15 protein-coding genes are annotated in these 21,512 nt (G+C 73.3%); 5 read left to right on the forward strand and 10 right to left on the reverse strand.

What is annotated here, in order from left to right:
- The 9 genes from CK485_RS25865 to eccCa all read right to left on the reverse strand — a co-directional run.
- Positions 1 to 1,665: WXG100 family type VII secretion target (locus tag CK485_RS25865; protein WP_199239502.1), on the reverse strand; the 1,665-nt coding region annotated here is incomplete at its 3' end.
- Between the two features lie 90 nt (positions 1,666 to 1,755).
- On the reverse strand, positions 1,756 to 2,310 hold the full coding sequence (locus CK485_RS25870) for a hypothetical protein (RefSeq protein ID WP_146214582.1): 555 nt from the start codon (positions 2,308 to 2,310) through the stop codon (positions 1,756 to 1,758).
- A 6-nt stretch (positions 2,311 to 2,316) separates the two neighbouring features.
- Positions 2,317 to 2,604 (reverse strand): WXG100 family type VII secretion target, encoded by a 288-nt coding sequence (locus CK485_RS25875; protein ID WP_109454231.1) that lies wholly within the window; start codon positions 2,602 to 2,604, stop codon positions 2,317 to 2,319.
- A 52-nt stretch (positions 2,605 to 2,656) separates the two neighbouring features.
- Positions 2,657 to 2,998, reverse strand: coding sequence for a WXG100 family type VII secretion target (locus CK485_RS25880; protein WP_109454232.1), 342 nt, complete (start codon positions 2,996 to 2,998; stop codon positions 2,657 to 2,659).
- 154 nt (positions 2,999 to 3,152) lie between these two features.
- Positions 3,153 to 6,617: a right-handed parallel beta-helix repeat-containing protein gene (locus tag CK485_RS25885; protein ID WP_109454233.1), complete on the reverse strand. Its 3,465-nt coding sequence runs from the start codon at positions 6,615 to 6,617 to the stop codon at positions 3,153 to 3,155.
- Positions 6,614 to 9,727 carry a hypothetical protein gene (locus CK485_RS25890; protein ID WP_146214583.1) on the reverse strand — a complete coding sequence of 1,038 codons (3,114 nt, stop codon included), beginning with the start codon at positions 9,725 to 9,727 and terminating at the stop codon, positions 6,614 to 6,616. Before CK485_RS25890 ends, CK485_RS25885 begins: the two co-directional genes overlap by 4 nt.
- Positions 9,728 to 9,732: 5 nt before the next feature.
- The gene (gene eccB, locus CK485_RS25895) at positions 9,733 to 11,265 is read right to left on the reverse strand and encodes a type VII secretion protein EccB (RefSeq protein WP_109454235.1); all 1,533 of its coding nucleotides are present in this window, start codon (positions 11,263 to 11,265) and stop codon (positions 9,733 to 9,735) included.
- A gap of 24 nt (positions 11,266 to 11,289) precedes the next feature.
- Positions 11,290 to 12,684: a type VII secretion integral membrane protein EccD gene (gene eccD / locus CK485_RS25900; RefSeq protein ID WP_109454236.1), complete on the reverse strand. Its 1,395-nt coding sequence runs from the start codon at positions 12,682 to 12,684 to the stop codon at positions 11,290 to 11,292.
- 97 nt (positions 12,685 to 12,781) lie between these two features.
- Positions 12,782 to 16,651, reverse strand: coding sequence for a type VII secretion protein EccCa (eccCa, locus tag CK485_RS25905; protein ID WP_241968619.1), 3,870 nt, complete (start codon positions 16,649 to 16,651; stop codon positions 12,782 to 12,784).
- On the opposite strand from eccCa, the gene CK485_RS29845 reads away from it, so the two are divergent.
- The gene (locus CK485_RS29845; RefSeq protein ID WP_241968621.1) at positions 16,545 to 16,784 is read left to right on the forward strand and encodes a hypothetical protein; all 240 of its coding nucleotides are present in this window, start codon (positions 16,545 to 16,547) and stop codon (positions 16,782 to 16,784) included. The two genes, eccCa and CK485_RS29845, sit on opposite strands and share 107 nt — an antisense overlap.
- A gap of 809 nt (positions 16,785 to 17,593) precedes the next feature.
- On the opposite strand, the gene CK485_RS25910 is transcribed toward CK485_RS29845, so the two are convergent.
- Positions 17,594 to 18,175, reverse strand: a complete 582-nt coding sequence (locus tag CK485_RS25910; protein ID WP_109454238.1) for a TetR/AcrR family transcriptional regulator — start codon at positions 18,173 to 18,175, stop codon at positions 17,594 to 17,596.
- A gap of 268 nt (positions 18,176 to 18,443) precedes the next feature.
- Between CK485_RS25910 and CK485_RS25915 the strand changes: the two genes are divergently transcribed.
- The 4 genes from CK485_RS25915 (at position 18,444) to crcB (CK485_RS25930) (ending at position 21,340) form a co-directional block, all read left to right on the forward strand.
- Complete coding sequence (locus CK485_RS25915) at positions 18,444 to 19,496, forward strand: ornithine cyclodeaminase family protein (protein WP_109454239.1); 1,053 nt, start codon at positions 18,444 to 18,446, stop codon at positions 19,494 to 19,496.
- 412 nt (positions 19,497 to 19,908) lie between these two features.
- Positions 19,909 to 20,547 (forward strand): fluoride efflux transporter CrcB, encoded by a 639-nt coding sequence (gene crcB / locus CK485_RS25920; protein ID WP_241968579.1) that lies wholly within the window; start codon positions 19,909 to 19,911, stop codon positions 20,545 to 20,547.
- On the forward strand, positions 20,544 to 20,972 hold the full coding sequence (locus tag CK485_RS25925; RefSeq protein ID WP_109454241.1) for a DUF190 domain-containing protein: 429 nt from the start codon (positions 20,544 to 20,546) through the stop codon (positions 20,970 to 20,972). Before crcB (CK485_RS25920) ends, CK485_RS25925 begins: the two co-directional genes overlap by 4 nt.
- Positions 20,972 to 21,340 (forward strand): fluoride efflux transporter CrcB, encoded by a 369-nt coding sequence (gene crcB, locus CK485_RS25930; protein WP_109454242.1) that lies wholly within the window; start codon positions 20,972 to 20,974, stop codon positions 21,338 to 21,340. Before CK485_RS25925 ends, crcB (CK485_RS25930) begins: the two co-directional genes overlap by 1 nt.
- The last annotated feature ends 172 nt before the right edge of the window (positions 21,341 to 21,512 follow it).

A 21,512-nucleotide genomic window follows, 5' to 3' on the forward strand; every position in this document is an offset into this window, starting at 1 on the left:
GTCGGTGGCGCCGGTGGCGGGCATGCCGCCCGATCCCGTGCCGGGCATCATCGGCATGCCGCCGCTGCCGGCCAACTTCTCTTCGTCCGCGCCGAGTTCGCCGGGGAATGCCTCGGCTTCGTCGTCGGTGGGGAGGTTGTCGAGTCCTTCGCCGCCTGCTTGGGTGCCGTTGCCGCCGATGTCGTCGGCGACGCCGGGGTCTCCGGTCCAGGGTTCGGCGTCGGAGTCGAGGAGTCCTGAGGCGTCGCTGGGATCGGTGGCGCCGGTGGCGGGCATGCCGCCCGATCCCATGCCGGGCATCATCGGCATGCCGCCCGCCCCGGTCCCGGTGCCGCCGGGGAAGCCCTCCGCCTCCTCGTCGTCGAGGGCGCCGGGCGACTCCAGCGCGTCGTCCAGCGTGGCCGGCGTCTTCAGCTCGCCGGGCAGGCCCGACTCCTTGGCGAGGTCACCGGGGAACGCCTCGGGCGCGTCGTCGCCGAGTGCGTCCGGAGAGCCGAGCGCACCGGTGCCGCCGACCCCGGTGTCGCCGGGGAAGTCCTCGGGCGCCGCGTCGTCGCTCCACGCCTGCGGGTTCTCGTCGGCCAGCTTCTCGTCCGGCGAGAGCCCGTCACCCGTGCCGGTGCCGAGGCCGCCGAGGAACGCGCTCGGCGTGAGCGTCGGCATGTCGCCGCCCCCCACCCCGTCGCCGCCCTGGAACGGGGTGGGGTTGAGCGCCCTGTCCAGCGCCGCGGGATCGAGGGCGTCGTTGGCCAACCCGTCGTCCGCCCCGCCCAGATCCGGCGCGTCACCCCCGACGCCCGTTCCGCCGCCGAACGGGGCCGGCGACGCCGCCAGGGCGTCCATCGGGCTGAGGGCGTCCATCGTCGGGGCGTCCACGCCGGTGGTGTCCGGGACCGAGAACTGCTGCGGCGTGCCGGGATCGACCGCCTGCAACTGGGGGGTCGACAAGTCCGGATCGGGAACGTCCGGGGTGTCGTCCGGGGGAGTGTCGGTGGGGTTGGTCACCGGCGTCGGGTTCTTCACCGAGTCGATGGTGACCTGGTACTCGCCCGCCAGACTCTTGAGCACCGCCCGCATGTCGTTGGTCATCATGTCCACGAGTTGGGGCTTCTCGTGGATCGGGATCAGCCCGTTGCTCATGGGCTGCACGCCCATCTTCACCGCCTGGTCGGCGTACCAGGAGTCGATGTCGGCGATCTTCGTCTGGGCGTTGTAGAGGTTGACCGAGTTGTCCGCGAGCTGCTGCGGCACGGAGTTGCCCGCCTCGCCGCCGGAGAGCACGTCGACCGTTGCCTTCACCTGACGGGAGAAGGTGTTCATCATGTCGAGGAACGCGTCGGCGGCGTCGCCCTTCCACGGCCCGTTGTCACCGGCCAGGGCGGTGGCCTGGTCCGCAAGGCTCTTGGCGATGCCGGCCAGCACGGTCTGGGCGTCGAGGAAGTACCCCGCGGCGTCCATCAGGGACTGGGGGTCGGCGATGCCCTTGGCGCGGGACTCGTTCGAGGACGAGTCGGTTCCGGCGGACATGCCGTTGATGGCCGCCATGATCTGCTTCCAGTCCCAGGAGTCGTAGTCCTGGATCGACCCCGGATCGCTGGTGGGATCGCCGAAGGTGCCGTCGTCGGTGGTGCTGAACCCGCCGCTGTCGTCCGGGCTGTCACTCATGTGTTGCCCCAGTCTCCGCTCACGCCCGTGTCATGCCCGCCGTCCCCCGGTGCCGAGGTGCCCGGCACCGGGGGACGGCGAGACCGTCCGTCAACTGTTCCCGCCGCTACCGGCCGTGCCGCCGGCGTCGGTCATCATGGTGGTGAAGTCGCTGTCGGTGCTCTGCATGGCGTTCTGCAGGTCCGTCGCCTTCATCGTCCCGGCCTCCTCCAGGGTCGTGTACTTCTGCGCCAACTGCTTCACGCCGTCGCGCAGATCACCCAGACCCTGGGCGAGGTCCTGGAACACCTTGATGTACTGCTCCTTGAGCCCGGAATCCGCGTTGAGGCCGTTGACCTTCGTGCGGATCTGGTTCGCGTGGTAGAACGCACCCGGCTCGGCCTGGACGCCCTGCAGCTTGGTCGCGGCGTCCTTCGCGGGCTGGATGAGCTTGTCGACGTTGTCAGCGAACAACAGCATCGACGGGGTGTCCACGCTCGTGCCGCTGCCGGGCGCCCCCGAACCGCCGGGCACGTTCGGCGCGTTGAAGGGCGTCGCCTGTGGCAACGTGCCGTGGCCGGCCGGCACCGTGGTGCCGCCGTCGTACGCCTTCGGCTGGTAGGGGGGCGGCTGCTTGTGCGGCTGCCTGACGGGAGGGACATACATCCGGCGTCACCCCCAGAGCTGAACGCCCTGGCGTTCACCGTTGGAGTAGTACTCGTTGATGGTGCCGAGCATCTGGGTGGCGGCGGCGGCCTTCTGGGTCATGTCGGCGGCGGCGGCGTCCCACTGGGCCTTGACCTGGGCGTAGGTCTGCTGGGCGTCGCTGGTCCACTCGCTCAGGTTGACCTTCGACTGGTTGTCGAGGTCGGCGAGGGTCTGGTTGATGCGCTGGGTGATGGAGTTCATCTCGCCGACGATGTAGTCGACCTGCTCCATCTGAACGGTGTACGTGGCCATCTTCTGTCCGGCTCCTTCGCGGGGGACGGCGGTATGGGTCGGAAAGCGGGTGTCAGGAGGGGAAGCCCGGCAGGCCGATGCTGCCGGAACCCATCTGCTGGGCGACCTGCTGGGCCTGCTGCTGGGTGTTCTCGTGGGTGTTGGCGTACACGTTGGTGTTCTGCGCCAGCTTCTCCAGCATGGTGCGCAGCGCCTGGTTGACCTTGTCGAAGTCCGACAGCCACTCCTGCATGGCGTTGTGGTAGATGGTGGCGGCCTCGCCGGTCCAGTTGGACTGCAGACCCTCGATCTGCCCGTCCATCTGCGCGTACGAGCTGGTCGCCTCGTCCAGAGCGGTCTGGAACGTCTGCTGGGCCGCAGTCATTCCCTGCAGTTCGACTGACGTCAGTGCCATCGTGTGGTCCCTTCGTGTCCAGCGGCGCCGGCCGGGGCCGTTGACAGCGACAGCGCACCCGTTGCGGGTGCGTGTCCGCGCCGGTTGATGGGTGGTTCACCCGCCGGCCGCCGCGTCGCGCGACCTCGCGCGCGTCGCGGCGGTGGCGGACGCTTCATGTGCGCACCAGGGATTCCGCTTCCTGGGGCGGTGGCCCCGCCGGTCCCGGCGGTGGTTGCGCGGGGCCGGACGCGGGGCTCGGTGGGCTGGTGGTGTCCGAGGGCGCCGAGCCTTTGCCGGAGCCTGTCGGCGCCGGGGCCCGGGGCAGGTCCGGGACGGAGACGGTACGGGTACGCGCGCAGGCCACCAGGCGTTCGGCGAGCCGGTGCGCCTCCCAGGCACCGCCACGCGGCGGCGACGCCTCGAACGACGCCGCCAGCACCTTGGCCGCGTCGTCGGCCAACTTGAAGCCGTAGTCCCGCATGCGACCTCGGGTCAGCTCGATCGCCTGCTCGGCCGTGTACGGCTCCAAGCGCAGGTATTCGGCGAACTCCTCGGCGATGCTCGCCCGTTCGGCCATCAGGGCGCGCAGCCCTTCGGGCGAGCCGCACAGGGCCAGCACGGTGTCGCCCGGCACCGCGGCCAGGCGGCCGAGCCCGTCGAGCACCGCGCTCCGCTCGGCCGGTGACCGGCGGCCGAAGGCCTCGTCCAGCTCCACCACCAGCACACCGCCCTCCGCCTCCGTCAGCGCGGCGGCCAGCAGGTGCGTGGGCTGCTCGGGCCAGCGCACCGGCACCGCGGACAGCTTCACCTCGTGCACGGTGCCCGACGTCAGCAGTCCCGCCTCGGTCAGGCAGCGCGCGTAGACCCGGGCCAGCGCCCTGCGCCCACTGCCGGGCGCGCCCTCCAGCACCACGTTGGCCTGCGCCGACAACGGCTGGGCCCGCTGCTCCCGCGCCGCGCCCAGCGCTTCGAGCCGGGTGAGCAGCGCCGCGCGGGCGGCGTCCAGGCCGGTCATCGCCGCGAGCTTCCGCAGCCCGCCGGACGGACCGTCCTCCCCGGCCGGTCGCCCACTCGACGGGCGCGCCGCACCGGACGGCCGGGCGGCGGCGGAGGTCCTCGCGCCCGTCGTGGCATCGGGCGCTGCCCTCGTGGCCGGCGCGCCGGTGCCGCCCTTCGCCGCGTTCGGGTCGGCGGGGACGGTGATGACGTCGGCGCCGGTGAGGCGGGAGAGTTCGTCGTCGTGGGTGGGGGGTTGAGTGGCGAGGCGGGAGGCCTGGCGGCTGATCATTTCTTCGAAGACCTGGCGGGCGACGCGGCCGTTGCCGAAGGTGGCGGTCTTGGGTACGTCCTCGAAGTAGCGGTTCAGCGCGTCCAGCGCTGAGGGGGTCAGTTCGTAGTAGTGCTTGCCGCACAGTCCGCGCACGATGGTGACGAGTTCGGTGGGGCTGTAGTTGGGGAATTCGACGGTGCGGGCGAAGCGGGAGGCCATGCCCGGGTTGGAGGCGAGGAACTGGTCCATCTGGGCGGAGTATCCGGCGACGATGACGACGATTTCGTCGCGGTGGTCCTCCATGAGTTTCATGAGGGTTTCGACGGCTTCCTGGCCGAAGTCGGGTCCGGTGCCGCGGGACTGGTTGGTGAGGGTGTAGGCCTCGTCGATGAACAGGACGCCGCCGAGTGCTTTGTTGAAGACTTCGGTGGTCTTGATGGCGGTGCCGCCGATGATCTGGGCGACGAGGTCGGCGCGGGCGACTTCGACGATGTGTCCTTGGGCGAGGATGCCGAGTTCGGCGAGGACGGCGCCGTAGAGGCGGGCGACGGTGGTCTTGCCGGTGCCGGGGGGCCCTGCGAAGACGAGGTGGCGGCTCATGGGGGGCATGGGCAGGCCCATCTCCATGCGCCGCTGGGTCATCTTGTTGAGGTTGATCAGGCCGGTGACCTCGCGCTTGACGCTCTCCAGACCGACCAGCGCCTCCAACTCCGCCAACGGGCCGGTGGACACCTCGCCCGCCGCCCGGGCGTCGGGCCCTCCCGGCTGCTGCGCGCCGTCCGCGGTGGTGGCGGTGCGGCCGTGCGGGTCGCCGCCGGTGTCGACGCGTTCCACGGACACCTGGGCGGATTTGAGCTGGTGGACGGGGCGTCCGCCGTTGTCGCGCACTTCGCAGTCGTGGACGCGTACCGGTTCGTCGGTGTTGCAGCGCACGCCGTCGCCGCCGTTGTCGAAGACCGCGCAGTTGGTCAGCTCGGCACGCGACGACGCCTGCACGGTGACCCCGTGCCCGCGGGCCCCGTTGATCCGGCATCCCACGGCGGTCAGCGCGCCACCGCTCGTCACCCGCACACCGTCGGAGTCCGACCGGCTGAACTCGCTGTCACGGGCGGTCAGTTCGGCCTCCGCGCCGACGAGCGTGAGGCAGCCGGTGAACTCGCAGCCGTCCACCTCCGCACGCGCCCCGGACGCCAGCGCGAGACCCGTACCGCCACCGGAACGCAACCGCACCGACGACAACGCACCGACCGCACCCTCCTCCAACTCCACCCCCACCGCACCACCGACCGCCAGCTCGGCGTCCCGCACCGTCAACCGGGCACTCGCCCCCGTCGCCCGCGCGGCGGGGCCGCCGCCCTCGGTCGTCAGACGCTCCAGGACGGCTTCGCCACCGGCCGCGTGCACGGCCGCCGTCGCCGCGTCCTCCACAGTCAGCCCGGCGCACTCGGCGTGTGCGTCCTTCTCCACGAGCAGCCCGACCGGAGTACCGGTCACACGGCACTCCTCCAGCCGGGGCCGTCCGCCCGGCGCCACGTGCACGCCCTCGCGCCTGGCCCCGGACACCACGCACTCGCGCAGCACCGGAGCGCAGCCGGTGCCCACGTGCAGCGCCTGGCCACCGGAGCCGGTGAACACACAGCGCGTCAGGGCGACGTCGGAGGCGCTGGTCAGGTAGGCGTCCAGCGCCGCGCTGCCGGTGACCTCGACGCCGGTGAGCTGCGCGCGGGCGTTCTGCTCGACGGCGAGAGCGGGCTTGCCCGTGCCGGTGACACGCGTGGCCTCGACCGTGACGGTGGCCTGCCCGTTGGCGCAGATGCCGTTGCCACGGGCCCGGTCCAGCTCGCACTCCCGCAGCGTCAGGCGGCCGTGCTCCGCGACGACGACGGCGGAGGAGGCGACCTCGCTGATCCGGGAACGTTCGACCGCGTTGCCACCACCGGAGGTGACGACGATGCCCGCGCCCTGGGAGTTGGTGATCCGGCAGTCGCGCAGCGCGATCACGCCGTCCTGCCACGCCAGGACGGCGGCCCAGGCCTCGCCGGACAAGTGGCAGGCGTCGAGGGCGGCCTGTCCGCGCCGTACGTCCAGCACGGGGACCTCGCGGTCGGTGCCGGACAGGTGCAGGCCGGTGAGCTGCACGGCCTCGGTCTCCAGCACGAGGGTGCTGCCGCTCGCGGAGGTGATCTCCACCGTTCCCGCGGCGCCCTCGGCGGCGAGCGTGACCGGGCGGGTGACGTAGAGAGTCTCGTCGTAGCGGCCGGGGGCGATGGTGATCAGGGCACCGTCGGGCGCGTCCGCCAAGGCGTCCTTGACCGCTCGGTAGGTCCCCGGACGATCCGGGGACACCAGTAGCACGGACCGGCTCACAGCTTCGCTCCCTCGTCAGACACACTCACACCGCCATCGGCTCCCGGCCGCCGCACCCGAGCACCGCCGATCAGGCCCGGAGGCGTCGCCAGGGGCCCTTCCTCGCGGCGCTCGCCGCGCTTGCCCCGCGCCGCGGTGTCCTCGCTCCGGCGCAACGCGGAGACCGCCCGCTCCAGTCCGTCCAGGGCGATCTCGTCCAGCGGCACCCGCCGGACGTCGACCCTGCCCTCGCCGTCCATCTCCGAGGGCGACAACTCCCGCATCAGGACCGGGCCTTCACCGTCCGAGGCGCGCAGCACCTTGAAGGTGGTGCCGGGCAGGAAGACGATGCGGAAGGGGTCGGCCGGGTCGATGAGGGCGGTGCGGCGGGCGGTCATCGACCAGATCAGGAAGTCGGTGCCGTCCGGCGGGCCGGGGCGCGGGGCGCTGTGCGCGGTGCAGAACGCCCACTCCGTGGCGAGCCGCCCCTCGCGGTACCAGTCGCGCTCGGCCGCGGTGGTCCGGGCGCGCAGCAGCGCCGCCCCGCGGTACGACGGCAACCTGCGCAGACCGGCCGCCACGCACCGGGCGAGCGGCACGTGCGGGCCGACCGAGGCCGACCGCACGGCCTCGTCGACCTGCGCGCTGTCGCCCGACAGGTACAGCCGTACGGCCACCAGGTCGGTCAGCGCGTCGGCCGCCTCGCTCCGGCTGCCGCCCCGCAGGCCCGGCGACTCGGACATCACGCGCGAGACGGTGCCCGCGACGGCGTTGTACTGCGCGCTGAAGGTGCGCCGGACCCAGTCGCGTTCCTGGCCCGTGCCACGCTCCGGCGGAACGGCGCAGGCGGACGTCTTCGGCACCGGCTGCACCCGGACCCCGGCCGCCGCCGCGCGGGGCGCGGCGGCGGGACCCTCGGCGGGCACGGGCCGCGCGGGCGAGGGCCCGGCCGGCCCGGCGGGAGCGCCCGGTCCCGGGCCGGGATCCGGCTCGACGGCACGCGTCGGGGCGGCGGCCGGTGAGTCGGACTCCAGACGGATCATCCGGGCGGGCGAGGGCGCCGCCGGACGCGCGGGCTCGCGAACCGCGGGCGCGGCCTGCGCCACCGCGTCGGGTGGAGGGGACGCCTCCGGAGCCTTCGGCGCGGCGAGCGCGTCCGGGTCACGCGGTGGCTCAGGGCCGCGTGGCGGTTCCGGTGCGCCGGGCGGCCCGGACGCCACGGGCAGGCTGGGCAACTCGGGCCCAGGGAGGGCGGAAGGCTCGGGCGTGCGGTCGGACGCCGCCGGGTCCTGCCGCCCGGCACCCGGCGTCACGTACGGCAACGGCTCGCCGGTGGGCGGCTGTTCGGGAGCACGCTCGGGTCCGGCGGGCGGGGCGTCCCGCTGCGGGACGGGGGCCGGCGCGGGCGCGGGTGCTGCGCCCGTGGCGGGCGGCGGCGTGGCCTGTCGTTCGGCGGTCGTCCCCGAAGTCGCCACGGCCGTGCGTCCCTCGTCCGCCACCCCGTCACCGCCCCCCGCCTCCGGGGCGGTGTATTCCGTGCTGGGCAACGGAGTCGACGGCACGTCGGTTTCGGTGCGGGCGGACTGCGGTGCCGGAGCCGGTGCGGCGGGGGCGGCGGCGTCGGGACGGCTGACGACGGAGGCGTACGACGGGTCGTCAGGGTTGAGGCTGGCCAGCGCGGACGCGGGGCCTCCCTGCGTCTCCCGCGGCGCCGCGGTGTGCTCCTGCGCCTCCGGTACGGCGGACTCCGGCGTCCAGGGCGCGATGTCGGCCGGACGGCTGTGCACCCCGCGGGCCGGTGCCACGACGGCCTGCGGCCCTGAGGCCGCCGGGTCCTGCGGCGACCACAGATAGGCGTCCTCGGCCGGCCCGGACCGCACGCCCGGCTCGTCGGCGGGCGCGACCGTGAAGCCCTCGCGCGTGTCGGGGTCGAGCTTCCAGAGCATGTCCTCGGCGAGCGAGCGCATGCGCTCCTCGGTCCCCGGGACGCTGCGGTCGTAGAGGATGGCCGCGTACCCGGGGGTCGCGGGGATGCGGCGCACGGCGTCGCCGTCGGCGGGCTCGGTGTGCGGGCGCATCCACAGACCGCTCTGGACGACTTCGAGCACCGCGTCGGAGGCGTACTCGTAGACGCCCGTGGTGATCTCCGGCACGCCGTACAGGGGTGCGCGCAGGCCGAACAGGGCGGGCGGCGGCGCCGAGCGGGACGTGCGCGGGAAGTACATCAGCTCGCTGACGAACGGGCGGGCGCCGAGCGTGCCGTCGCAACCGACGGACACCACGTCGGGCGAGTCGAGACCCCGGCGCGGAGTGACGGGCAGGCCCGCGTACAGCACGACCTGCTGGCGCAGCGTGTCGGCGAGGTGCTGGCCGAGCGACTCTGCGGTGTCGGGCAGCGCGACCGGCCCGAAGTGCAGGAAGCGGACCCAGGAGCGGGCCGACGGCAGGACGGTGTCCCACCACCGGATGATGTCGGTCAGCGGCAGGGGCGGGCAACCGGGGGCGCCGAGGACGGCCGTGAGGATGTCCGGGTGGCTGGGCAGGTGGTCGACGAGCCACTGGCGGCCACCGGGGAAGGCGTCGGTGGAGCGGTTGTGCAGCCACACGCCGCTGGGGACCGGCTCGACGACGGCGTGGCTGCTCGTGGTCCAGGGCCGGTCGAAGGTGGAGAACTCCCAGCGGGGCTTGGGGAAGCGCTGCGAGTCGCGTTCCGGGGTACGGCCGGGGCGGTAGCGCAGCCACCCCGCGCCGTGGTCGCTGGGTACGAACAGTCCGCCGTCGGCGGTCGGCAGCACGTGGCCGTCCGCGGCGAGCACGAGGCGGTCGAGGCGTTCCGCGACGTGCTGCGCGGTGCGCCGGGCCTCTTGCGCGGTCGCGCGTCCGAAGACCAGGCGCAGACTCGGCCCGTACGGCGTCAGGTGCCGCGCCAGCGCCTCGGCGGAGGCCTCCAGCGTGCCGAACGGCAGGTCGACGACGGCCAGGGCGTGCTGGGGGTCGGGGGCGAGCCGGGTCGCGAACGCGACGGCGCGCGGGTCGGGTTCGCCCTTGGCGTGGACCAGGACGGCGTGGCCGGCGCCGCGGCTCTGCAACGCGGTGCCCGCGGTCTTGACGCCACCGAGGCCGATGCGCACGCCCCTCACCCGGCCTTCGCCGAACCGGTGGGCGCCGGACGCCTGGACACCGACGGCGCGGGGGCACTCACCGCCGCCCGGCGGCCACTCGCCGCCCTGGAGCCCCGGGCGGCCCCGGACCCGCCGCCCACCGGCGCGGACGCGGGCGCCGGCGCGGACGCGGACGCTGACGCGGGCGCACTCGGCGAGGCCGCGGGCTGCTGACCCTGCACCGTCGCCGCCGCGGCCGTACGGTCGAGCGCCGGCCCGTGCGGCAGCGCCGCCAGCACGCTCCCCGGCAGCGCCGTCTCGGTGCCGCCGCCGATGCCGAGATCCTGCGCGGCGGAGGAGTCGCCGAGCGGGTAGGCGACGCCCTGGTCGGTGATGAGCCAGGTCTGCGGGTTCGACGCCTGCGCGGCCAACTGCCCCTGGTCGACGGCGTAGACACCGTGTGAGGGCGGTACGAGGACCGGGTCGGCACCGGTCGCCGCCGCGCCGGACTCGACCGCCGCCTGCGCGGTCAGCCGTGTGCCCTGCGAGGACTCGCGCAGGCACACGGCCCGCGTGGTCGTGTCCACCGACGGGGCGTTCAGAACGTCCGGCAGCGCGCTGGTCATCGACTGGTCGTCGGAGACGCGGGCGGCGGCGATGTCGGACACCGAGACCTGCCGCGGCGCCGGTGCGCCGTGCTGCGCCGCGAGCAGTGCCGCCTCCGTGGCGCTGACCGGGGCCACGCCCGCCGACGTCATCACGTAGAAGCGCTTGGCCCCCGCCGCAGATGTGCTGAACAACTGGCCGACGGTGGACGGCTGCCCGCCGACCTGCCCGGCGGACTTGCCCACGCCCTCGATCCGTGCCGGGGCGAGCGCGACCCCGGTCGGTACCCCGGCCAGCCAGGCGGCGGGCGCCGCGATGGAGCGGTCGGCGTCCAGCCCGAGGGCGATCAGCGTGGAGTCCGACGGCACCGGGTACTTCGTTCCCTGCCACAGCACGTAACGCGTGCCGTCCGGCGCGGCCAGCAACGCCTGCTTGCCGGAGGGGAAGGCCGCGGCCCGCGCGCCCGGCGCGAAGTCGAAGACCTGACCCGCCGCCAGGTCCGGACGCAGGCAGTCGGTCCACGACGGCGACAGCAGGTTCGCGGCCGTCGGCACGGAGTCGGGGGCGCCGTCGATGCCGACCGGCGCGCCGTGCGGTACGTCCGCCAGCGCCTTCGACGCGACGGTGCGCACCGCCGCGCCCTTGCCGGTGAGCAGCAGCGCGGAGGCGTAGTTGCGCACCGGGCGCAGTTCGCCGCCGAGGTAGAGGTAGCGGTTGCCGGTCTCCTTCTCCACGATGATCGAACCCGGCTGCCGCCAGGCCGCGGTGGTCACCGGCGACAGCTTCCCGTAGATGAGGAACCCGACGCTCAGCAGGACGACGATGCCCGCGCCGAAGAACGTGCCCAGGGCGGCGCGTCTGGTCGGGCTGTCGCCCCGGCCCGGGTCGCCGGTGACGAGAGCGGTGGCGAGGCGGCCCATGGCGAACTGGTACGCCTGCATGTGATCGCGTCGTGTCTGCACGGTCGGTGTCTCCCTCTGCCTCGGTCAGCTCGTCAGGGAGCGGAAGGCGGAGTAGGCGTGCAGGGCTTGCAGCAGCAGGGGCAGCAGCGCGATCGCCGTGATGGTCTCCAGCAGGTCGCCGCTGTGCCCCCACACCGGCAGCAGCCGCCCGGTCGGCAGCCGCCAGGCGGCGGCCAGCACGGCGGCCACGGCCGCGAGGAGCACGACCACCACGGCGAGCCGCGCCCCGGCACCGAGCGGCGCGAAACGGGCGAGCGCGACGGTGATCAGGCCGAGCGCGCCGGCCACGACCATCGGCACGCGCTGCGCCGAGCGGTTCAGGCCGCGCGAGCGCAGCAGGACGGCACCGGCGAAGACCAGCGGCAGCAGCCAGCCGATCCAGCCGCTCTCGCGCGTCATGTACCAGAAGCCGGCCACGTACACGAGCGCGGAGGAGACGCTGAGGGTGTCCAGGTAGGCGCTGGCGGCCTGGACCTGCTCCTGGATCCGCTCCCCGGAACCCGGCTCGATGTCCTCCTGCAACTCCTCGGCGTTGTGCGGCAGTCGGGGCACGCGCAGCCGGGACATGCGCAGCGACAGCCGCGGCCCGAAGTGCCCGAGCACGAACATCGCGACGGCGACACACGTCACGGCCTGCGCGCCGTGCCATCCGGTGGCCCGCATCAGTCCGGTGCCGACGGCGGCGGCCAGCGCGGTGAGCAGGACGGTACCGGGGACCACCAGCGGCAGCGGCCGCAACGCCAGCAGCGCGGCCGCCAGGACGACCACGCACACCGCCGCCGCCAGCACCCCGGGCAGCCCGGGTGCGTAGCCCCCGTGCGGTCCGTGGCGGAACGTCAGTCCGGCCAGGGCACCGAAGGCGATCGAGCCCAGGCCCGCCACCAGTACCGTGCCCCGGTCGGCGTCCAGTCGCGCCGCGGCCACGCACCCGGCGGCCAGTGCGACGGCGATCGCCCCGGCGCCGACCGCGGTCCCGGTGCCGGGGCCGAAGCCCAGCAGCGCGGCGGCCAGCGCGGGCATCGCCAGGACGGCCATCGCCAACGCGAGGGCGCGGGTCAGCCGGGGCGTCCAGCGGCCGGGCAGCGCGTCGACGGCCTGGGCGACGCCGTCGGCGACGTCGTCGAAGTGCAGCGCGGGCAACGGCTCCTGCGCGGGCCGCAGATGCAGGACGTCACCGTGGCGCAGCCCCAGCGTGGCGGGTGTGCCGTCGGCGTCCAGCGGATCCTCGCCGAGCCGTTGCAGCACCCACGGCGTCCCGCGTTCCGCGGGGTCCTTCGTCACGTGCCGCGCCAGCACCGGGAGCAGCGCGGAGACCGGAGTGCTCAGCGGGATCGCGAGATCGGCCCGCCCGGCCGGTCCCACGACCGTGACCCGGCACACCTCCGAGGCCGGTGCGGTGACCGCATGTGCCGTGGTCATCGGGTTGCTCCTGGGGTGCGGTGGTTCGGCAGGGACGGGAGCGGACACGGGATGCCGCCATGGGCGAACGGTGAACGGCGCGTCGGCAGGGCACGGGTCACGGGGTCACCAGTCCGGTCTGGACGAGTTTGACGGAGCGGCGGGTGACGAGTTGGGCGCGGCCCTGGGGGAGGGTGCGGGGTTTGGCCTCGCCGAGGAACTTGCCCTCTTCCTTGGGGTAGGAGAAGAGGAGGGCGGGGTTGCCGAGTTCCCACAGGCGGCGCAGGACGGGGTCCATCATGGCGCGGATGGCGCCCGAGGTGCTGCGGGCGACGACGAGGTGCATGCCGATGTGCAGGCCCTGGGCGAGGAGGGGGACCAGGGGTGCCATGGGCGAAGGGGCGCCGGGGGTGCCGGAGAACAGGTCGTAGTCGTCGATGAGGACGAACAGCAGGGGGCCTTCCCACCAGTCGCGGCGGGCGAGTTGCTCGGGGCTGACGTCCGGCCCCGGGACCCGCTTGCCCACCGACACCGCCGCGTTGCCGGCGAGTTGGGTGAGGGCGTCGCTGTCGACGACGTAGCCGACGCGGTACTCCTCCGGCACGGACTTGAGCAGGCCTCGACCGGGGTCGGCGACCATGATGCGTGCCTGGTCGGGCGTGTAGCGCGAGGTGATCGACCGGATCATCAGGCGCAGGGCGTTGGTCTTGCCGGTCTCCCCGTCGCCGAAGACCATCAGGTGGGGGTTGGTGGAGAAGTCGTGCCAGGTGGGTTCGAGGCGCTGTTCGTCCCAGCCGAGGCACACGCGCAGGTCGCCTTCTGCGGGCGGGAGCTGGGCGGCGGGCAGGCGGGTGGGCAGCAGACGGACGCCCGGCGCGGGGTTGCCGGTCCAGAAGGTGTCGATCTCGGCGACGGCGGCTTTGGTGGCGGCGGTGAGGTCACCGGTCTCGCCGGAGCTGTCGAGGCGGGGGAGCGCGGCCAGGAAGTGGTGTCCGCCGGCGGTCAGGCCGCGTCCTGGCTGGTGGGGGACGGCGGCGGCGATGCGGGAGCCGACCTCGGATTCCATGGAGTCGCCGAGGCGCAGTTCGAGTTTGGTGCCGAGCAGATCGCGCAGGCGGGGGCGGATCTCGGACCAGCGGACGGCGGCGGCGACGACGTGGAGGCCGAAGGACAGGCCGCGGGCGGCCATGTCGATGACGCGGGCTTCGAGGTCCTCGTAGTCCTGGCGCAGGGTGCCCCAGCCGTCGACGACGAGGAAGACGTCGCCGTAGGGGTCGTCGATCTCTCCGGACGCCTTGAGCGCGCGGTAGGCGGTCATGGATTCCAGGCCGCGCGAGGTGAACTCCTCTTCGCGCTTTTCCAGCAGTTGGGTGAGTTCGGCGATGGTGCGCAGGACGCGGTCGCGTTCCAGGCGGGTGGCGACGGATCCGACGTGGGGCAGGCCCGCGGTGGAGACCAGTCCGCCGCCGCCGAAGTCGAGGCAGTAGAACTGGGCTTCTTCGGGGGTGTGGGTGAGGGCGAGCGAGAGCATGAGGGTGCGCAGGGTGGTGGACTTGCCGGTCTGGGGTGCGCCGACCAGGCCGATGTGGCCGTCGGCGCCGGACAGGTCGGCGACCAGCAGTTCGCGCAGTTGCTCGTAGGGTCGGTCCACGATGCCCAGCGGCACCTTGAGGGAGGACAGGGCGGGATGCCCCGAGGCGCTCATGCCGCGCACGGGGTCGGGGACGATGCCGGGCAGGAGCTGGTCGAGGCTGGGGGACTCGGTGAGCGGGGGCAGCCACACCTGCCGGGCGGGCGGGCCGCTGTCCTCCAGCCGCCCGATCAGCACCTCCAGCAGACTCTCCTCGGCCTGCGGTTCGGAGCCCGGGGCCGGCTTCTCCGGCTCGCGTTCGGCGGCCCGCAAGGACTGCCCGGCCAGCTCCGCGAGGCTTTCGTCGGCACGCTCGGACAGCAGCGCGCCCTGCTGCTCCAGGCCGAAGACGGTGATCTCCTGGCCGACCCTGGCCTGTTCGGCGCTGCGCTCGGCCTCGGACGGCGGCTCCGGCGCGGGGCCGGAGACGTAGGCGGCCTTGAAGCGGACCAGGTTGGTGGTGTCCACCTTGAGGTAGCCGTTGCCGGGGGCGGACGGCAGTTCGTAGGCGCTGGAGACGCCGATGACGCTGCGCGACTCCATGGAGGAGAAGGTGCGCAGGGCGATCCGGTACGACAGGTGGCCCTCCACCTTGTGGATGCGGCTCTCGTCCAGCCGTTGCGAGGCCAGCAGCAGGTGGACGCCGAGGGAGCGCCCCAGCCGTCCGATGGAGACGAACAGGTCCACGAACTCCGGCTTGCTGGCGAGGAGTTCGGAGAACTCGTCGACGATGATGAGGAGGGAGGGCAGCGGGGTGAGGTTGGTGCCGGCCGCGCGGGCCTTCTCGTAGTCGTAGAGGCTGGAGTAGCCGGATTCGCGCAGGAGTTCCTGGCGGCGGATCATCTCGCCGTTGATGGAGTCGCGCATGCGGTCCACGAGGTGGATCTCGTCGGCGAGGTTGGTGATGACGGCGGAGGTGTGCGGCAGGCGGTCCATGCCGAGGAAGGTGGCGCCGCCCTTGAAGTCGACCAGGACCATGTTGAGGACTTCGGAGGAGTGGGTGGCGACCAGGCCGAGGACGAGGGTCCGCAGCAGTTCGCTCTTGCCGGAGCCGGTGGCGCCGATGAGCAGGCCGTGGGGTCCCATGCCGCCTTGCGCGGACTCCTTGATGTCCAGCTCGACGACCTCGCCCTCCTCCGTGACTCCCAGCGGGACGAGCAGCCGCGCGGACTGCGCCTGCCGGGGACGCCACTTCGCCGCCACGTCGAACGTGCGCGGATCACGGATGCCCAGCAGCGCCGTCAGGTCGAAGTCCGACTCCAGCGGCCGGTCCACCAGGTCGACGCTCCCACTGGTACGCATCGGTGCGAGGGTGCGCGCGAGGGTGTCGGCCCGCGTGAGGCCGAGGGCGTCCGCGCGCGCCGAGACGGTGCTGTCGCCGGAGGGGAACTCGACCTGCCCGTCGCGGGTGGTCAGGCGCAGGACTTTCCGTCCGCCGGTCATGGCGCCGGTGGCGTCGAGCAGGACCACGTTGCGCAGCCCGCCGTGCAGCAGCCGGGAGCTGTCCGGCAGCCGCAGGCCCTGCGCGATCACCACGACGAACGGCTCGGCCACGCTCGGGGAAGCCTCCGGATCGTGATCGGGCCGGTCGCGTACGTCGGAGCCCAGCAGGTCCATCAACGTGTCGTGGTCGTCGGCCGCCAGCCGCACCGGCCCCGCGTCGTCCTCCTCCTTCGGGTGGGCGTTGTGCGGAAGCCACTTGAGCCAGTCCCACTCCTCACGGGCCGACGCACCGCCCAGCAGCGCGATGCGCAATTCGTCGGGGGAGTGGAACACCGCCAACTGCCCGATCATCGCGCGTAGCAGGCCGAGTGCGGGCCCACCCTCACCGGCGAACTCCACACTCGTGAACCGGCGCAGCGCCACCGGGATGGGAAGCTGCGGCACCGTCTGGTGCGCCTTGGTGAACCGCCGCAGCGAGATCGCGGTCAGCGGCTCCAGGTCCTCCACCGGCTTGGTCTGCGGCGGGACAAACTCCAGGGCCGCACGCCGCGTACCCAGGCCGATGCGCACCCGCCCGAAGTCCTCGTGTCCCGGCCGCCGCTCCCACAACCGGCTGCCCATCGCCAGCGCCCACAAGTCCGCCGGATCAGGGTTGTCCCACAGCAGTGCCGCACGCTGCTGCGCCGCCGCCGCCCGCGCCTGACGGCGCTTCTGCGCCAGATACCGCAGATAGTCACGCCGCTCGGCACGCATCCTGCGGCGCCGCTCACCACCGGCCCGCCCGATCTGCGTCAGCGTCATGCTGACCATGGCGATGCCCATCATCCCCGACATCATGTACGTCGTCGGACCGGCACTGCGCATGGAGAACATCAACACCATCGCACCCGTTCCCAAACCCATGGGCAGGTACATCAACGCCGAACCGAAATCAGCGCTCGCCGGCTCCCCCAGAACCGGCGGCTCCGCCAACTCGACCTGTCCCTCGGGCAGCTGGGGACCTTCGACGCGCGGTGAGCGCTTGGCCACCACGGTGCTCAATGCGTGAAACCTCTCTGACGGGCGCATGTCACACGGCTCCTTGTCGATCGTAGCCGCGTCAACTGGTGACGATGAGTTCAACTGATGAAGACGGTGACTCCCCCGGTGGGGTGACAATACGCCTGGATCGCTCGCGTCCGGTGAACGGTCGTTGAACTCGTGAACGTCATTTGAGTAAACGTTGCCTGGACGTTGACCTGTTGTCGCCTGGTGGGCGCGTGGTCGCTGAGCGGGTCGAACGCCGGTCGCTCAATTGCCGTCCGAATGACCCGGGGGGGCGTCCGGTGGGTGCGAGTGCTGCGTATGGCGCGGTCGCCGCGTGCCGGACGGTTCGCGCGGTGGTGGGGCCGTGGCTGTAGGCGCGTTCGGGCGCCGGTGCGCGTGGTGCGTGGTCGCCATGGCCACCCCTCCCGACGGGCGTGCGGCCTCCCGGACCCCGGGATCCGCAACTGCCGCTGCGTACTGTCACTTTGAGCCGCGCCAAATCGGAACGCAACCCCTCGCGCGAGGGGTTGCGCGTCGCCGTCGTCTCTGCCGCCTCACGGTACAACCGTTGGCACGTTCGTCAAACGCCCGGGTCGGCGTCGCCCCTGTTGAGAGGCTTGCCGCAGGGGTCTTCCCGGCGCCTCAAATTACGATCAACACCGTTGACGCGGCACCGGGGAGAGGTGGCCGTTGGATGTGTTCCGCGGTGGCCGTGGCTTACTTTTTGACGTCACGTCACATTGCCTCTGTGGCTGCTGTGTGTTCTCCATCACGGCTGCGACCGCGTCGGCGACATGCCGGGGCCTGGTGCCGCGGGCCGCGTGGTGGCGGTCATTCGCGTTCGACGCCGGGTTCTCGCGCCGGCAGGCCGCGCAGCAGCGTGTCGAGGAAGAGTTCGAAGCGCGGTGCGGCGTCACCGAGGTCGAGCGGGTTCTCGTGGATCGCGAGCCAGCTGACCACGGAGGTGATGAAGATGTACCAGCTCTGTTCGGCCAGTTCGGGGCTCACGCCGGCACCGGCGAAGGCGGTGACGACCTCGCGCCGCAGCCGTTCGAAGGGCCGGGCGGCGTGGCGGTGCGGTCGTGAGGTGCGGGTGGCGTAGCCGGGCACCGCGAGGAACCGGTCGTGCATGGCCCACGCCACCTGCGCCAGCCAGGCCCGCCAGTGCCGTCCGTCCGGGCCTTCCGGCGGCAGGACCCGCTCGACCATGACCTCGCTGACCAGGTCGAACAGCTGGTCGCGGTTCCTGACCCAGCGGTAGAGCGCGCTGTGGCTGGCCCCCAGGCGCCCGGCCAGCTCGCGCATCGTCAGCTCGTCGAGGTTCCCGCTCGAAAGGGCGGCCTCGACGATCCGCTCGCGGCTGAGCTGCGCGGGGCGTCCCGGGTGGGGTCGGTGTGTCGCGGCGTCGGCCATGGCCGGACTCTACGAGACCGCCGCCTCGGTTCCCCGATTGGCCGGAAGTCGCCCTCGGGTGAGAACCCTCACTCCGGTATTAGTGACCACTGGTTACTAAATCGGTTACGCTCGCGGTCCGCCCGGCGGTCCCCGCACTGCATCCGGCGCCACCCGCGTGCGGACGACCGACCGGCCCAGCCGTCGGGACGCCGCGTGCCCGGCCACGCCAAGAGGCCGCAGGAGCGCGCCCGTTCGTCCCGTCCCGTCCACCACGTCGAGGAGTGCCATGGAACCGCTCGATCCCACGACGCCGTCCGCAGGCCGCGCCGAGGCCGTCCCGCCCGAGGGCACCACACTGCTGCTGAGCGACGACGAGGTGCGCGAGGCGTGCCGGATGCCCGCGGTGATCGACGCCGTGGAGACGGCGCTCGGCGAGGCCCCCGGTCCCGCACTGGCACTGCCGCCGCGCTCCGACCTGGAGGCCGGGAACACCTTCTTCCGTGTGCTGCCCGCCATCCTGGGCCGCGCCGGCGTGCTCGGACTGAAGATGCTCCACGGATCGTTCGAACGCGGCGTGCGGTACCTGCTGGTGCTGTGCGACCTCGCCTCCGGTGAGGTCGTCGCCGTACTCGACGCCGCCCACCTGACCGGCGTGCGCACCGGTGCCACCGCGGGCGTGGCGACTCGCCACCTCGCCCGCCGGGACGCGACCGCCGCGGGCGTCATCGGCGCGGGGTTCGAGGCGGAGACCAACCTGACGGCGGTCGCCGCCGTACGCGACCTGCGCACGGTGAAGGTGTTCAGCCCGCGGCAGGCGCGGCGTGAGGCGTTCGCCGCCCGCATGACTGCCCGGCTCGGCATCGAGGTCGTCGCGGTGGACTGCCCGCAGGAGGCGGTCGCCGCGACGGACGTGGTGGTCGTGGCGACCAACACCGGGCACGGCGGCCCGGTCGCGCTGCGCGGTGCGTGGATCGAGCCGGGACAGCACATCGTGTCGATCGGCTCCACCACACCCGGCGTCCGCGAACTCGACACCGCCGTCCTGGCCCGGGCCGGCACCGTGGTCTTCGACGTGGACGCGGCCACCGTCGCGACGCAGTCGGGCGACGTCATCGCCTGGCACGCGCTCGACGCGGCGGCGGCCACGGCACCGCGCACGCTGACCGAGGTGCTGAACGAGCAGGCGCCGGGCCGCCGCGGCGACGAGGACGTCACGGTGTTCAAGTCGATCGGATCCGCCGCGCAGGATCTGGCCGCGGCCGTCGCCGTGTGCGAACGGGCCCGCGCGCTCGGCCTCGGGAGGAAGGTCGACGGCCTCGCCTCGCTCCGCACCTTCTGAAGCGGCCGCGGCCGTCGGTGACCACGCCTCCTGCGCCGCGTGGGCCTCGCCCCGAGCCCGTCCGGTCCTACGGCCGGACTCGGCGGCCTACCGGTAAACTGGTCGCCGAAGACGGCGGAGGGGCTCGCCGCAACCGCGACCGTCACCAGTCGCCAACGGTCCCTACCTGGCACCCGCGTACGACGGGCACAACACGACAGGTAGGAGAACCATGCCCCGGGGCATCTTGACCCCCGCACCCGCTCAGGCCCGCAGCCGCCGCGCCTCGGACGCACCGCCGTTGCCGTCCCGCCCGGACGCCCCCGGCCCGCGAACCGAGACGCGCGGACCCCGCGAACCCGGCGTCGGCCACGACGGCCGCGGGGGCCGGCGCCACCAGCCCGACCACCCCGACGACCAAGGAGGCGCGCCCGTGCCGTCCACCGACCGGCCCAGGACCGGCGAGACGCTGCCGGTCGACCCCGACCTCATCCCCGACGAGTCGCCGCGGCCCCGGCGCCGCCCGCCGCGGTCGCGCCAGTGGGACGTCCTGGCGGTCATCGCGGTCGGCGGCGGCACGGGCAGCGTCGCCCGCTACGGACTGGCGCGGGCCCTGCCCACCTCGCCGGGCGGCTTCCCCTGGGCGACCTTCCTGACCAACGTCAGCGGCTGCTTCGTCCTGGGCCTGTTCATGGTCTACGTCCTGGAGATCTGGCCGCCCTCGCGCTACCTGCGGCCGTTCTTCGGCGTCGGCGTGCTCGGCGGCTTCACCACCTTCTCCACGTACACCGTGGAACTGCGCGGCATGCTCGCCGCCCACCACTGGTCGCTGGCCGACGCGTACGCGCTCGGCAGCCTGGTCGCCGGGCTCGCCGCGGTCTGGACCGGCATCGTGCTGGCCCGGCGGCTCAGCGGCCTGCCGGTGCGCCGGGGCCCGCGCCGCCGTGGCGAGACGGGCCTCGCCCCGGAGCCGGCGCAGAGCGCGCCGCAGCCAGAGGCGGCAACCGGCACCGCGTCGCGGTCCGAGTCCGCGGCCTCCCGGCCGCACCCCGGACGAGGAGGGCAGCGATGAGCCCGCACCTGCGCCACCGGAACGCCGAGGAGACCGAGGCCCCGCGGGCCCGGCAGCCCAGGGAGCCGCTGAGCGGTCCGGTCACCCGGCTGACCGTCCACCTCGGCGACGGCGACCAGTACCACCACCGCCCGCTCTACACCGAGATCGTGCACCGCGCACACCGCGCCGGGCTGGCCGGAGCCAGCGTCCTGCGGGGCGTGGAGGGCTTCGCGGGCGGCGCCATCCACACCTCGCGGCTGCTCGACCTGGCCGAGGGCCTGCCCGTCCTCGTGGTCGTCGTCGACACCGACCAGCGCGTCCGCGACTTCCTGCCGGAACTCGCCGAGGTCGCCGGCGGCCGCCTGGTCACCCTGGAACCTGCGGAGGCCGTCGTGCTGACGCCGCCGGAACCCCGTTCGACCCCCGAGGAAGGTGCCCCCTGATGCCCGTCGTCCTGGTCTTCCTGGGCGGCCTCGTCGGCGCGCCACTGCGCTACCTGCTGGACAGGGCGGTGCAGGCACGCCACGACAGCGTCTTCCCCTGGGGCACGTTCGCCGTCAACGTCACCGGCGCGTTCGTGCTCGGCGCCCTGACCGGCGCCGCCGCCACGCACGGCCTGCCGGGCAACGCCACCTCGCTGCTGGGCACCGGCGTCTGCGGAGCGTTCACCACGTTCAGCACGTTCGGATTCGAGACGATGCGGCTGCTGGAGGACGGATCGCTGGCCGAGGCCGGGATCAACGCGATCGGCAGCCTGCTGCTCGGCGTCGCGGCGGCGGTCGCCGGATACGCGCTGCTGTCCTGGCTGTAACCTCGTACCGCCACGGGCGAGCGGGAGGCATCCGCGGTGGTCGCCGGGAGATGCCCCCGGTGATCCCGTACAACCGGCCCCTTCCGCCCGGCACTTCGGTCCCCGCCCCGGAACCGAATCACCAACACTTGCATCTTTGTGCAACAGTTAGCCGGGGGCCTAGCGGCCGACG

Source organism: Streptomyces sp. ICBB 8177 (assembly GCF_003144095.1).
In the GTDB taxonomy this organism is placed as follows: domain Bacteria; phylum Actinomycetota; class Actinomycetes; order Streptomycetales; family Streptomycetaceae; genus Streptantibioticus_D.

Bases quoted from the DNA above. Each gene is read 5' to 3' on its own strand.
- CK485_RS25910 (WP_109454238.1), bottom strand. From the start codon at position 18,175: ATGGCCGACGCCGCGACACACCGACCCCACCCGGGACGCCCCGCGCAG.
- eccD (WP_109454236.1), bottom strand. From the start codon at position 12,684: ATGACCACGGCACATGCGGTCACCGCACCGGCCTCGGAGGTGTGCCGG.
- CK485_RS25925 (WP_109454241.1), top strand. From the start codon at position 20,544: ATGAGCCCGCACCTGCGCCACCGGAACGCCGAGGAGACCGAGGCCCCG.
- eccCa (WP_241968619.1), bottom strand. From the start codon at position 16,651: ATGTACCTGCCCATGGGTTTGGGAACGGGTGCGATGGTGTTGATGTTC.
- CK485_RS25875 (WP_109454231.1), bottom strand. From the start codon at position 2,604: ATGGCCACGTACACCGTTCAGATGGAGCAGGTCGACTACATCGTCGGC.
- CK485_RS29845 (WP_241968621.1), top strand. From the start codon at position 16,545: ATGGCGATGCCCATCATCCCCGACATCATGTACGTCGTCGGACCGGCA.
- CK485_RS25880 (WP_109454232.1), bottom strand. From the start codon at position 2,998: ATGGCACTGACGTCAGTCGAACTGCAGGGAATGACTGCGGCCCAGCAG.
- crcB (WP_109454242.1), top strand. From the start codon at position 20,972: ATGCCCGTCGTCCTGGTCTTCCTGGGCGGCCTCGTCGGCGCGCCACTG.
- CK485_RS25915 (WP_109454239.1), top strand. From the start codon at position 18,444: ATGGAACCGCTCGATCCCACGACGCCGTCCGCAGGCCGCGCCGAGGCC.
- CK485_RS25870 (WP_146214582.1), bottom strand. From the start codon at position 2,310: ATGTATGTCCCTCCCGTCAGGCAGCCGCACAAGCAGCCGCCCCCCTAC.